This window comes from Providencia sp. (assembly GCF_052096715.1).
GTDB lineage: Bacteria > Pseudomonadota > Gammaproteobacteria > Enterobacterales > Enterobacteriaceae > Providencia.
Genome location: NZ_JBQDNB010000018.1, coordinates 49,968 through 63,817, shown reverse-complemented (window position 1 = coordinate 63,817; position 13,850 = coordinate 49,968). Strand labels below are relative to the sequence as shown.

The following is a 13,850-nucleotide window of genomic DNA, read 5'->3' as shown; positions in this document are numbered from 1 at the left end:
ATGACACAGCCACAATTTAAACATGTAACAGTTCTGCTCGATGAAGCAGTTAACGGTCTGAATATTAAACCAAATGGTATCTATATAGATGGCACATTTGGACGCGGCGGTCACTCTCGCCTTATTTTAAGCCAATTAAATGAGCATGGAAAACTTATCGCAATAGACCGCGATCCTGAAGCGATTAAAGCTGCTCAGGCTATTGATGACCCTCGTTTTATGATTAAGCATGGCCCATTTTCTGATATCGCTAACTATGTTGAAGAAGAAGGCTTGGTTGGCAAAATTGATGGAGTTTTACTGGATTTAGGCGTGTCTTCACCGCAATTAGATGATCCAGAAAGAGGGTTTTCATTCATGCGTGATGGTCCATTAGATATGCGTATGGACCCGACGAAAGGTCAATCAGCCCAGCAATGGCTGATGACAGCAGAAGCCGATGATATTGCTTGGGTGTTAAAAACGTTTGGTGAAGAGCGATTTGCAAGACGTATTGCTCGCGCAATTGTCGAACGTAATCATGATGCTGAAGCTGAGCCATTAACGCGCACGCGCCACCTTGCAGAACTTATTGCGAAAGTGAGCCCAGTGAAAGATAGACATAAGCATCCTGCAACTCGAAGTTTCCAAGCTATTCGAATTTACATTAATAGCGAATTGGAAGAGATAGAAAAAGCACTTAATGGGGCGATGTCAGTCTTAGCACCTGAGGGGCGTTTGTCGGTGATCAGTTTTCACTCTTTGGAAGATAGATTAGTGAAAAGATTTATTCGTCAAAACAGTAAAGGGCCCAGTGTGCCAGCGGGTATTCCATTGACTGAAGCGCAAATTAAACTACTTGGCGCGGCAAAATTGCGTGACCTTGGCAAAATGAAGCCATCAGAGCGTGAAATTGAAGAAAATCCACGCGCTCGTAGCTCTGTTCTACGCTTTGCCGCAAGAGCAGTAGAATAATGACTCCTGAAAGACACAGTCTGGCAAAAGTGATTGGGCGTGATTTATTTCGTTACGGCATTATTCCATTACTTTTGCTTACCGCAATTACAATAAGCGCGGTATTTGTGGTGACGACAGCCCATGAAACGCGCTTATTGACGGCGGCAAAAGACAAGTTATACGAAGAAAAAGATTCGTTAGATATAGAATGGCGAAACTTGATTTTGGAAGAGAATGCGCTAGCGAATCATAGCCGTGTAGAGCGTTTATCAGTTGAAAAATTACAGATGGTTCATGTTGAACCATCTCAAGAAAATATTATTGTTTCGAAACAATAATAAAAGGGTCCTAATGAAAGCACCTAAAACAGCTAAAAACAAGAAACAAGAAGAAACCACCAGCTTTGTTCGCTGGCGCTTTGTTTTGCTGTGCGGATGCATTGTCTTAGCTTTAGTCGGTCTACTGACCCGAGTAGCTTACTTACAAATTATCGCCCCTGAAAAATTAGTTAAAGAAGGGGATATGCGCTCCTTACGTGTACAAGAAGTGGCAACCGCTCGTGGCATGATAAGTGATAGGGAAGGTCGTCAATTAGCGGTGAGCGTACCAGTTAATGCAATTTGGGCTGATCCAAAAGAAATTTTTGAAAAAGGCGGCATTAGCCACGATGAACACTGGAAAGCGCTTGCTGAAGCACTTGATATTCCATTAGAACAAATTACCACCAAAATATCTGCGAACCCAAGAGGTCGCTTTGTTTATATCGCTCGTCAGGTTAATCCAACGATCGGTGATTACGTTCGCAAGCTAAAAATACCGGGTATTTATTTACGTAAAGAATCGCGTCGTTATTACCCATCAGGTCCCGTGACTGCCCACTTACTCGGTGTGACTAATATTGATGGGGAAGGTATTGAAGGGGTTGAAAAAAGCTTTGATCGTTGGTTAAAAGGATTGCCGGGTGAGCGCATTGTGCGTAAAGACCGCAACGGACGAGTGATTGAAACAGTTTCTTCCGTCGATAGCCAAGCGGCGCATAATCTTACATTGAGTATTGATGAAAGAATTCAATCAATTGTATACCGAGAGCTCACTCGCGGTGTTCAGGAAAATAAAGCTGAGTCAGGCGTGGCCATCTTAGTTGATGTGCATACGGGAGAGATTTTAGCGATAGCCAATAGCCCGTCATATAATCCAAATAATCTTGCTGGCACGCCGATGGAGTTCATGCGTAACCGCGCTATTACCGATATTTTTGAACCTGGTTCGACAGTAAAACCGATGGTGGTGATGAGTGCGTTACACAATAAGATAGTGACAGAGAATACCGTATTAAATACCTATCCATATCGTATCAGCGGTCATGAAATTAAAGACGTTGCACGTTATGCAGAGCTATCTATTACCGGTATTTTACAGAAATCGAGTAACGTTGGTGTTTCTAAACTGGCGTTAGCGATGCCTGCTACAGAGTTGGTGGATGTGTATGGCCGCTTTGGGTTTGGCAAACCGACCAATCTGGGGTTAGTCGGGGAAAGTAGTGGTATCTTTCCAAGTAAAAAAACACGGTGGTCTGATTTAGAAAGGGCCACCTTTTCTTTCGGGTACGGGCAAATGGTAACACCATTACAATTAGCGCGTGCCTATGCAACGATTGGCAGTTTCGGTATCTATCGTCCACTGTCAATTACTAAAGTTGACCCACCTGTTGCTGGAACGCGCGTTTTTCCTGAGCCGATAATGAGAACGGTTGTTCATATGATGGAAAGTGTTGCTCTACCGGGAGGCGGGGGAACACGTGCAGCAATTAAAGGCTATCGGATTGCAATTAAAACAGGGACCGCGAAAAAAGTCGGACCTGAAGGCCGTTATATTGATAAATATATCGCATATGCCGCAGGTGTTGCTCCAGCAAGTAATCCTCGTTATGCACTTGTGGTGCTTATCAATGAGCCAAGTGCAGGGAAATATTATGGTGGTGCGGTATCTGCACCGGTATTTGGAGCCATTATGGGCGGTGTTTTAAGGCTCACGAATATTGAACCAGATGCATTACCGTCAGGTGACAAAAACGAAATAGTGAACAGTCAAAAAGAGGTTAAAAGTGGCAGATCGTAATCTTTGTGAGCTTCTCTCACCTTTTGGTGTGAGCACGGAAAATATCTCACTGCGTGAGATGACGCTAGACAGTCGAAAGGCTGCCGCGGGTGATCTGTTTATTGCAATAAAGGGCCATGAGTCAGATGGCAGACATTATATCCCTCAAGCGATTGCTCAGGGTGTTTCTGCTGTCATCGCTGAAGCGCAGGGTGAAGCGTCAGAAGGTGAAATACGTTTCAGCCACGGTGTACCCGTTATTTATTTGAATGATTTGAATAATCGTTTATCGGCTTTGGCTGGCGAATTTTATCATCATCCTTCTGCACAAATGAAATTAATCGGTGTGACGGGAACTAATGGCAAAACAACCACAACGCAGCTAATTGCTCAATGGGCGAAAGGTCTAGGCGAAGTCAGCGCGGTGATGGGAACCGTGGGTAATGGGCTATTAGGACAAGTGTCGCCAAGTGAGAATACCACGGGTTCAGCGGTCGATATTCAACTTGAGTTAACTCAACTACTGAACAAAAAAGCGACCTTGACGGCAATGGAAGTTTCTTCCCATGGTTTAGTGCAAGGTCGTGTTGCTGCACTGTCATTTGATGCTGCCATATTTACCAATCTAAGCCGTGATCACCTTGATTACCATGGTGACATGGAGAACTATGAAGCCGCTAAGTGGCTTTTATTTTCAACGCATAATGCAAAAACTCAAATTATAAATGCAGATGATGCCGTTGGATTGAAATGGTTACAACGTTTACCACAAGCTTGTGCAGTTTCAATGGAAAATCGCCTTCCAAGCCATTGGCAAGGGCCTTGGTTACAAGCAACTGATGTTGAATACCACGATAAAGGCGCGACTATTCACTTTGATTCTTCATGGGGAAATGGTTCATTTGAAAGCCCTTTAATGGGAGCATTCAATGTCAGTAATTTACTTTTAGCAATGGCGACATTGTTAATGATGGATTATCCATTGGAACAATTACTTGCAGCGACATCGTCCCTTGAGCCTGTTTGTGGGCGCATGGAAGTGTTTAATGCGCAAGGCAAGCCTACCGTTGTGGTTGATTATGCTCATACACCAGATGCATTGGAAAAAGCCCTTGCAGCCGCACGTTTACATTGTACAGGCCAATTATGGTGTGTATTTGGTTGCGGTGGTGATAGAGATAAAGGCAAACGTCCATTGATGGGCGCAGCCGCAGAAGAGTGGGCTGATAAAGTTGTCATCACGGATGACAACCCTCGCAGTGAAGATCCATTAGACATTATTAATGACATCATGGCGGGTATTCTGGACTCAAGTCGCGTATTAGCGATACCGGGTCGCCCTGAAGCGGTTACAAGCACAATCTTACAAGCGGCACCTGATGACGTGATCCTCATCGCGGGTAAAGGTCATGAAGACTATCAAATTATTGGTCATCGTAAGTTAGATTATTCAGATCGCTTAACGGTGGCAAGGTTACTGGGGGTAATCGCATGATCCCAATTACATTAACCCAGCTAGCGCAAGTGACTCAGGGGCGTATTGAAAAAGCGGCTAATAATGAGTTGCAGCTTCATAATGTCAGTACGGATAGCCGTAATATTGGGCAAGATTGCTTATTTATTGCGTTGAAAGGCGAGCGTTTTGATGCACATAATTTCGCTGAACAAGTTGTCCTTGCTGGCGCAAAAGCATTATTAGTTGAAAGGCTTTTAGCGGTAGATTGCCCTCAAGTGATTGTTGAAGATACGCGAATTGCCATGGGGCAGTTAGCCGCTTGGGTTCGCCAAGCAAGTAAAGCAAAAATTGTTGGTTTAACCGGTTCTTCTGGTAAAACATCGGTCAAAGAAATGACCGCGTCAATTTTGTCTGAACGCGGAAATACCCTGTATACCTCGGGAAATCTGAACAATGATATAGGTGTGCCATTAACGCTATTTAGATTAACTGATGAGTTCGATTATGCAGTGATTGAAATGGGTGCTAATCATCCAAATGAAATTGCGTATACGACAAATATCGTTAAACCAGAAACTGCATTGGTCAATAATTTATTCGGAGCACATCTGGCAGGCTTTGGTTCTCCAGAAGGAGTGGCGAGAGCTAAAGGCGAGATATATCAAGGATTGCCTGATGAAGGTACGGCGATTGTTAACCTTGATAGCTACAGTGAATTATGGCAATTCCAACCACGTCAGACGGTTTGGTATTACTCACTGACAGCGCAAGCTAAAGCGGATTTCTACCCATCTAATATTCAAATCAAACAACTCACGACAGATTTTACTCTGCATACCCCTGTTGGGCAGGTTGAAATTACCTTGCCACTCCCGGGTGTACATAATATTGCCAATGTTTTAGCAGCAAGTGCACTGGCTATTTCTGTGGGTGCCACACTGGCTGATATCCAAAGTGGTATCGCGCAGACGCAAGCAGTGCCCGGACGCTTGTATCCAGTACGGTTAAGTGAAAATAAAGTGGTCTTAGATGACACTTACAATGCTAACGATGGCTCAATGATTGCAGCGGTTAATGTATTGGCTAAAATGCCGGGCTATCGTGTATTAGTCGTTGGTGATATGGGAGAGTTAGGTGATTACGCTCATGCATGCCATCAGCGTGTTGGCTTAGCGGCTAAACAAGCTGGATTAGATAAAGTGCTGAGTGTGGGTGAACTCAGTGAAATTATCAGTCAATTTAGTGAGTGTGGTGAGCACTTCGCTCTTAAAGACGCGTTATTAACTCGACTCATTCCTCTAGTGCAGGGAAATGATGTTGTTTCTATTTTAGTGAAAGGTTCACGCAGCTCCGCGATGGAAGATGTTGTGAATGCATTGAAGGAGTGCTTCAAATGTTAGTCTGGCTTGCCGAGATATTGGTACATAAGTTTTCTGTCCTGAACGTCTTTTCTTATTTGACGTTCAGAGCCATTGTCGGTTTGCTGACAGCACTCGCTATCGCATTATGGATGGGGCCACACCTGATTGCTTACTTGCAAAAAATGCAAATCGGTCAAGTTGTGCGCAGTGAAGGTCCTGAGTCTCACTTTAGTAAACGCGGAACCCCGACTATGGGGGGCTTGCTCATCCTATTTTCTATCACAGTTTCCACCTTACTTTGGGCGCGTTTAGATAACCCTTATGTTTGGTGCGTTCTTTTTGTCCTAATTGGATATGGCGTAGTCGGGTTTATCGATGATTATCGTAAAGTCGTCAGAAAAGATACCCGTGGATTAATCGCTCGTTGGAAATATTTTTGGCAGTCAGTTATCGCTTTAGTCATCGCGTTCACTATGTATGCTATAGGTAAAGATACTCCTGCTACCCAGCTAGTCGTGCCTTTCTTCAAAGATGTCATGCCGCAATTAGGTATGCTTTATATTTTACTGGCTTATTTCGTGATCGTTGGAACCAGTAATGCGGTTAACCTCACTGATGGCTTAGATGGCCTTGCTATCATGCCAACCGTATTTGTCGCTGCTGGTTTTGCATTGGTGGCTTGGGCAACAGGTAACGTCAACTTTGCTAGTTATTTGCATATCCCATTCATACCTCATGCGGGTGAGCTAGTTATTGTCTGTACCGCTATTGTGGGCGCGGGGCTTGGGTTTTTATGGTTTAACACTTATCCAGCGCAAGTTTTTATGGGCGATGTGGGGTCGTTAGCATTAGGTGGCGCACTTGGAACGATTGCCGTATTACTGCGCCAAGAATTCTTATTAGTTATCATGGGCGGTGTATTTGTTGTCGAAACATTGTCGGTGATTTTGCAAGTTGGCTCATTCAAATTACGTGGGCAAAGAATATTTCGTATGGCACCAATTCACCATCACTATGAATTGAAAGGCTGGCCAGAACCACGCGTCATTGTACGTTTCTGGATCATCTCTTTAATGTTGGTCCTTATTGGACTGGCAACATTGAAGGTGCGTTAACATGAGCATTTATCAGGGAAGTAAACAGCCAGATGAAAAATATCTGGGTAAAAAAGTCATCATTATAGGCTTAGGATTAACAGGCCTATCTTGTGTTCACTTTTTTCTTACTCGAGGTGTCGTGCCTCGCGTTATGGATACTCGCGCTGTTCCACCTGGTGTAGATAAACTCCCTGAAAATGTTGAATGTCATTGCGGTAGCTTAAATGATGAATGGCTGCAAGAAGCTGATTTAATTGTGGCAAGCCCGGGTATTGCGTTGGCAACCAAACAATTACAGCAAGCCGCTAGTCAGGGTATTGAAATTGTTGGTGACATCGAATTGTTTTGTCGTGAGGCAGATGCGCCTATTATTGCTATTACTGGGTCAAATGGTAAAAGCACAGTGACATCTCTCGTTGGCGAAATGGCAAAAACTGCCGGTATTTCTGTCGGTGTCGGCGGCAATATAGGTATTCCAGCCCTATCATTACTGAATTCAGGTCATGAATTATATGTTTTAGAGTTATCAAGTTTTCAACTCGAAACGACCTCAAGCTTAAAAGCGATCGCAGCAACGGTACTTAATATCAGTGAAGATCATATGGATAGATATCCATTAGGTCTGCAACAGTATCGTGAAGCTAAATTAAAAATTTATCATAATGCACTGAACTGCATTGTGAATGCACAAGACCCGCTAACATTACCGCAAAACTATTCCGTGAATGAATGTATTAGTTTTGGTCTCAATAGCGGTGATTATTTCTTTGATACCCAAAAGCGAGTTTTAGTCGCTAAAGGGGAAGCCGTGTTGGATGTAGCGCAAATGCACATGACAGGGCAACATAATTATCTGAATGCATTGGCCGCGCTTGCGCTCGCAGATACTGCGGGTATAGCGCGTAGCGCAAGTATTCAGGTGCTCAAAACATATGCAGGTTTAGTCCATCGTTTTCAATTAGTCTTATTTAATAAAGGCGTTCGTTGGATAAACGACTCTAAAGCAACAAATGTAGGTAGCACCGAAGCGGCATTAAATGGCTTACATGTTGATGGCACTATTTATTTATTGCTCGGCGGTGATGGTAAATCAGCTGATTTCTCATCATTGAAAAATTATGTATCTGCGGATAATTATCGTCTTTATTGCTTTGGTCGCGATGGTAAAGCATTAGCGCAATTAGCACCTGAAAAATCAGTATTAACTGACACTATGGAACAAAGCTTGCGTCAATTAGCCCCAAGTTTGAAGAATGGCGATATGGTGTTGTTGTCGCCAGCTTGTGCAAGTTTGGATCAGTTCAAAAGCTTTGAGCAACGTGGCGATATATTTGCTCAGCTAGCCAAGGAGTTAGGTTAATGATGATACCGGGTGCAGCGCGCTTAAAAGGTTGGGTTATTGGCGAAAAGCTTGGCGTAATTTCAGGCACGACATTGTACGATCGTACTTTGGTATGGTTAGCGTTTGGTTTGGCGACAGTGGGTTTCATTATGGTAACGTCGGCATCGATGCCTGTTGGCCAGCGACTGACTAATGATCCTTTTTACTTTGCTAAACGCGACGTCATGTACCTTGTGGTAGCCTTCATACTGGCTTTAGGTGTGATGCGAATTTCGATGGCGATGTGGGAAAAGTATAATTACATTTTATTGATGCTCTCATTAGCAATGTTAGGTGTGGTATTAGTTGCGGGAAGTTCCGTTAATGGTGCCTCGCGTTGGATTGATATTGGTATTGTTAAAATCCAGCCTGCTGAAATTTCAAAGTTTGCGCTCTTTTGTTATGTTTCTAGTTACTTAGTCCGTAAATCAGAAGAAGTACGCACACGTTTCCTTGGGTTTGTAAAACCCATGTGTATTTTGATAGCAATGGCATTTTTGTTGTTGTTACAACCTGATTTAGGTACTGCAATTGTATTAGTCGTTACGACGTTAGGACTACTTTTTTTAGCCGGTGCTCGGTTAGCTCCTTTTATTATTGGTATTACTGCTTGTGTTGTCGGCGTGCTCGCATTGATTTGGTTTGAGCCGTATCGTTTGCGTCGTGTGACATCATTTTTGAATCCATGGGATGATCCCTTTGGGAGTGGTTATCAATTAACCCAATCATTAATGGCATTTGGTCGAGGGGAATTATTCGGTCAAGGCTTAGGTAATTCAGTTCAAAAACTAGAATATTTACCCGAAGCGCACACGGACTTTATTTTTTCAATACTCGCTGAAGAGCTTGGTTATATAGGTGTTGTACTTGTTCTGATTATGGTTTTCATGTTGGCATTTAGAGCAATGATGATCGGTCGACGTGCATTACTTTCTAATCAATTATTTGGCGGATACCTTGCTTGTGCCATTGGTATCTGGTTTACCTTCCAAGCGTTGGTTAATGTTGGTGCTGCTGCGGGCATGCTGCCAACTAAAGGATTAACTTTACCTTTAATCAGTTACGGTGGTTCAAGTTTATTAGTCATGTCGGCTGCGATAGCAGTATTACTGCGGATCGATTATGAAACACGTTTAGAAAAAGCTCAGGCCTTTGTAAGGAGTACCAAATGAGTCAGGCAAAAAAATTACTCGTCATGGCTGGCGGAACAGGTGGACATGTTTTTCCTGGCCTAGCGGTAGCACATTATTTGCAGGCTCAAGGCTGGGAAATTCGTTGGTTGGGCACAGCAGACCGTATGGAAGCAACCTTAGTACCGAAGCATGGAATTGAGATTGAATTTATTCAGATATCAGGTTTAAGAGGCAAAGGTATTGCAGCAATGATTGGTGCACCTTGGCGTATTTATAAAGCTATTCGTCAAGCTAAGGCCATCATTGAGCGCTATCAGCCAGATGCAGTATTGGGTATGGGCGGATATGTATCAGGTCCCGGTGGCATTGCGGCATGGCAGTGTGGCGTACCAGTTGTATTGCATGAACAAAACGGTATTGCAGGCTTAACCAATAAATGGTTATCAAGAATTGCAAAAAGAGTATTACAGGCATTTCCGGGCGCATTTCCAAATGCGCCTATAGTGGGTAATCCGGTACGTGATGATGTATTAGCTTTACCTGCCCCGCAAGCACGATTTGCTGGTAGGGAAGGGGCTATGCGAATTTTGGTTGTCGGCGGTAGCCAAGGTGCGCGTATTTTAAATCAAGTTATGCCCAAAGTTGTCGAAAAAACGAACAAGCAGTTAAATATATGGCATCAAGCTGGAAAAGGAAGTAAGGAATCGACTGAAGCGTTGTATAATGAACATTTGCAAGTTTCAGGCAATTCTGAACATAAAGTTACTGAATTTATTGACGATATGGCGCAAGCTTATGCATGGGCGGATCTTGTTATCTGTCGTTCAGGTGCCCTAACGGTTAGCGAAGTTGCAGCAGCAGGTTTACCTGCGATTTTTGTTCCTTTTCAGCATAAAGACCGTCAGCAATATTGGAATGCTTTGCCATTAGAAAAGGCTGGTGCTGCAAAAATTATCGAGCAGCCACAATTTACGGCAGAAGCTGTTGCTAGCTTACTAGAACAGTGGGATAGAGTAGAATTATTATCGATGGCAGAAAAAGCGTATAGCTGCGCCATTACAGATGCGACGGAGCGTGTAGCAGCTGTGATTTGCGAAGTGGCTAATGCTAAATAAAATGCAGCCATCATGAGTTAAAACCGATACAGAATTTATATAAGAAGCGAAGACATATAGTGAATACACAACAATTAGCGAAATTAAGAACATCAGTGCCAGAAATGAGAAGAGTCAGGCACATCCATTTTGTTGGCATCGGTGGTGCTGGCATGGGTGGTATCGCTGAAGTGTTGGCTAATGAAGGTTATGAAATTAGTGGATCAGATTTGGCACCAAACGCAGTCACTCAGCAATTAACGGATTTAGGCGCAACAATTTATTTTAATCATCGCCCTGAAAATGTTGAAAATGCGAGTGTTGTGGTTGTTTCAACCGCTATTTCTGCAGAAAACCCAGAAATTAAAGCGGCAAATGAATTGCGTATACCTGTTATACGTCGTGCTGAAATGTTAGCTGAACTAATGCGTTACCGCCATGGTATTGCGGTTGCAGGCACTCACGGTAAAACGACAACAACAGCTATGATTTCGGGCATTTATGCGCAAGCAGGGTTAGACCCAACTTTTGTTAACGGTGGACTTGTTAAATCAGCAGGCACACATGCACGTTTAGGTAGTAGCCGCTATTTAATTGCTGAAGCTGATGAAAGTGATGCATCGTTTTTGCATTTACAACCTTTAGTGGCGGTTATTACAAATATTGAAGCCGATCATATGGATACCTATCAGGGTAATTTTGATAACCTGACAGATACCTTCATTAATTTTCTGCATAACTTGCCATTTTATGGCCGCGCAGTGATGTGTATTGATGATCCCGTGATCCGTTCATTATTGCCACGAGTCGGTCGTTATATCACCACTTATGGTTTTAGCGAAGATGCAGATGTAAGAATTACGCAGTATGAGCAAAAAGGAAATCAAGGATTCTTTACGATAGCGCGTGAAGGTATGCCTGAATTGACCGTGGTACTTAATGCGCCGGGTCGCCACAATGCCCTTAATGCAACAGCAGCGGTCGCCGTTGCAACAGAAGAAGGGATTGATGACCTTCATATTTTGACTGCATTAGTTGAGTTCCAAGGAACGGGGCGTCGTTTTGATTTCCTAGGTAATTACGCTCTTCGACATGTGAATGGTAAAGAAGGTGAGGTGATGCTAGTTGATGATTATGGTCATCACCCAACAGAAGTGGACGCAACAATAAAAGCGGCGAGAGCCGGATGGCCTGATAAACGTATTGTGATGATATTTCAACCACATCGCTATACGCGTACTCGTGATTTATATGATGATTTTGCGCATGTACTGAGTCAGGTCGATGTATTGTTAATGTTAGAAGTTTATGCGGCTGGTGAGAAGCATGTGCCGGGAGCAGATAGCCGTTCATTATGTCGAACAATTCGTGGTCGTGGGCTGGTAGATCCAATATTTATCGCTGATTCAGAACAAGTTAGTCAAATTTTGGCTAAAGCACTTAACGATAACGATTTAATTTTAGTTCAAGGCGCAGGAAATATTGGTAAAATAGCGAAAAACCTCGCAGATACGAAATTACAACCACCGATGGTTGAGGAGTAAGCATGACAGAGAAAGTTGCGGTTCTATTAGGAGGAACGTCCGCTGAACGTGAAGTTTCACTTCAGTCAGGAAGTGCTGTATTGGCTGGTCTTCGCCAAGCAGGCATTGATGCGTATCCTATTGATACCAAAGACTTCCCTGTGGTGACGTTAAAAGAAGCAGGATTTGATAAAGTTTTCATTGCCCTACATGGCCGTGGTGGTGAAGACGGTACAATCCAAGGCATGCTTGAGTTTTTAGAACTTCCTTATACCGGTAGTGGTGTGATGGCATCGGCTTTGAGTATGGATAAACTGCGGACTAAACAGTTGTGGCAAGGTGCCGGACTGAGTGTTTCGCCTTATATTTCATTAACAAAACAACAATATGCAGAAAAAACCAAACAGCAAATCGCAGAACAAGCGATGCATTTGGGTCTTCCACTGATTGTTAAACCAAGTTTAGAAGGTTCGAGTGTTGGCATGAGCAAGGTTGATAGCTTAGAAGCTCTGCCTGCTGCCCTTGAGCTCGCGTTTCGTTTTGATGAAACATTATTGATTGAAAAATGGCTTAGTGGCCCTGAATATACGGTTGCAGTGCTAGGTGATGAAACATTACCTTCAATCCGTATCCAACCACCGGGTATTTTTTATGACTATGAAGCAAAATATCTTTCTGACGAAACGCAGTATTTTTGCCCAAGTGGCTTAAATGCACAATTGGAGTCGGCATTGTCAGAATTGGCAATAAATGCATATAAAACTGTTGGTTGCCGTGGTTGGGGTCGAGTTGACGTAATGCAAGATAGTGATGGTCAATTTTACCTGTTAGAAGTGAATACCTCGCCAGGTATGACTAGCCATAGCTTAGTGCCAATGGCCGCTAATCAAGCGGGATTGAATTTTTCGCAGTTAGTTGTGCGTATTTTGGAATTGGCTCGCTAATATGTCGCAGGCAGCGTTAAACGTTAAGCATCATAAACATAATAATGGGAATGATGAAGACCCCTATTCGGGGCCAAGTAATGGTTCATTTTTGAGTGGATTGTTCTTTTTCTTAGTGGTTGTGAGTACAATTGTTTGGAGTGGTTGGACCGTGATGACTTGGATGAAGGATGCGGATAGGCTACCAATGTCCAAGTTAGTGTTGACAGGTGAGCGCCACTACACAAAGAACGATGATGTCAGAAAGGCGATTTTATCCCTTGGGCAGCCAGGTACTTTTATGACTGTTGATGTGAATGCCATTCAAAATCAAATTAGTATGATGCCATGGATACGCCAAGTCACAGTGCGAAAACAGTGGCCAGATGAATTAAAGATCCATATTGCTGAGTATGTGCCGTTTGCCAGATGGAATGATCAAAACATGGTGGATGGGGAAGGTCGAGTGTTTAGCCTTCCCGTAACAGAAAATGGTAAAGGCGATTACGTCTTACTGTATGGACCTCAAGGAAGCCAGAAAGAAGTACTTAAAGAATATGTCATTTTAAAAGATATTCTGGCGAAGCACGACTTGAAGTTAAAATCGATTTCAATGACAGCGCGAAATGCATGGCAGATAATCTTAGATAATGACGTAAGAATTGAGCTAGGTAAAAAAGAAGTATTAGAGCGGTTAAATAGATTCCTTGAACTTTATCCGCTTTTACAGCAAACAACGGATAAACGAGTTGATTATGTTGATCTTCGTTATACCAGTGGTGCTGCGGTGGGGTGGGCGCCTTTATTGGTCGATGCCCCTCCGGGGTTTCAATAATAAATATTGCTAAG

The 13,850-nt window shown here is 43.2% G+C and carries 12 protein-coding genes; all 12 read left to right on the top strand.

What is annotated here, in order from left to right; all coding sequences use genetic code 11:
* Positions 1-954: a 16S rRNA (cytosine(1402)-N(4))-methyltransferase RsmH gene (gene rsmH, locus ACTH6U_RS14220; RefSeq protein ID WP_294102616.1), complete on the top strand. Its 954-nt coding sequence runs from the start codon at positions 1-3 to the stop codon at positions 952-954.
* Positions 954-1,274, top strand: a complete 321-nt coding sequence (gene ftsL / locus ACTH6U_RS14215; RefSeq protein WP_294102617.1) for a cell division protein FtsL — start codon at positions 954-956, stop codon at positions 1,272-1,274. Before rsmH ends, ftsL begins: the two co-directional genes overlap by 1 nt.
* Positions 1,275-1,287: 13 nt before the next feature.
* Positions 1,288-3,054, top strand: coding sequence for a peptidoglycan glycosyltransferase FtsI (gene ftsI / locus ACTH6U_RS14210; RefSeq protein ID WP_294102619.1), 1,767 nt, complete (start codon positions 1,288-1,290; stop codon positions 3,052-3,054).
* Positions 3,041-4,528 (top strand): UDP-N-acetylmuramoyl-L-alanyl-D-glutamate--2,6-diaminopimelate ligase, encoded by a 1,488-nt coding sequence (murE, locus tag ACTH6U_RS14205; protein WP_441832474.1) that lies wholly within the window; start codon positions 3,041-3,043, stop codon positions 4,526-4,528. The genes ftsI and murE overlap by 14 nt, the downstream gene beginning before the upstream one ends.
* A complete protein-coding gene (murF, locus tag ACTH6U_RS14200; protein WP_441832473.1) occupies positions 4,525-5,889 on the top strand; it encodes a UDP-N-acetylmuramoyl-tripeptide--D-alanyl-D-alanine ligase in 1,365 nt (454 codons plus the stop codon). The genes murE and murF overlap by 4 nt, the downstream gene beginning before the upstream one ends.
* The gene (gene mraY, locus ACTH6U_RS14195) at positions 5,883-6,965 is read left to right on the top strand and encodes a phospho-N-acetylmuramoyl-pentapeptide-transferase (protein ID WP_294102627.1); all 1,083 of its coding nucleotides are present in this window, start codon (positions 5,883-5,885) and stop codon (positions 6,963-6,965) included. The genes murF and mraY overlap by 7 nt, the downstream gene beginning before the upstream one ends.
* A 1-nt stretch (position 6,966) precedes the next feature.
* Positions 6,967-8,307 (top strand): UDP-N-acetylmuramoyl-L-alanine--D-glutamate ligase, encoded by a 1,341-nt coding sequence (gene murD / locus ACTH6U_RS14190; RefSeq protein WP_441832472.1) that lies wholly within the window; start codon positions 6,967-6,969, stop codon positions 8,305-8,307.
* The gene (gene ftsW / locus ACTH6U_RS14185) at positions 8,307-9,500 is read left to right on the top strand and encodes a cell division protein FtsW (protein ID WP_336428707.1); all 1,194 of its coding nucleotides are present in this window, start codon (positions 8,307-8,309) and stop codon (positions 9,498-9,500) included. The genes murD and ftsW overlap by 1 nt, the downstream gene beginning before the upstream one ends.
* Entirely contained in the window at positions 9,497-10,576 is a 1,080-nt protein-coding gene (gene murG / locus ACTH6U_RS14180; RefSeq protein WP_441832471.1) for an undecaprenyldiphospho-muramoylpentapeptide beta-N-acetylglucosaminyltransferase, read from the top strand. Before ftsW ends, murG begins: the two co-directional genes overlap by 4 nt.
* Before the next feature lie 104 nt (positions 10,577-10,680).
* Positions 10,681-12,099, top strand: coding sequence for a UDP-N-acetylmuramate--L-alanine ligase (gene murC / locus ACTH6U_RS14175; protein ID WP_434719650.1), 1,419 nt, complete (start codon positions 10,681-10,683; stop codon positions 12,097-12,099).
* A gap of 2 nt (positions 12,100-12,101) precedes the next feature.
* Positions 12,102-13,022, top strand: coding sequence for a D-alanine--D-alanine ligase (locus ACTH6U_RS14170; protein WP_441832470.1), 921 nt, complete (start codon positions 12,102-12,104; stop codon positions 13,020-13,022).
* 1 nt (position 13,023) lies between these two features.
* Positions 13,024-13,836 (top strand): cell division protein FtsQ, encoded by an 813-nt coding sequence (ftsQ, locus tag ACTH6U_RS14165; protein ID WP_294102641.1) that lies wholly within the window; start codon positions 13,024-13,026, stop codon positions 13,834-13,836.
* The last annotated feature ends 14 nt before the right edge of the window (positions 13,837-13,850 follow it).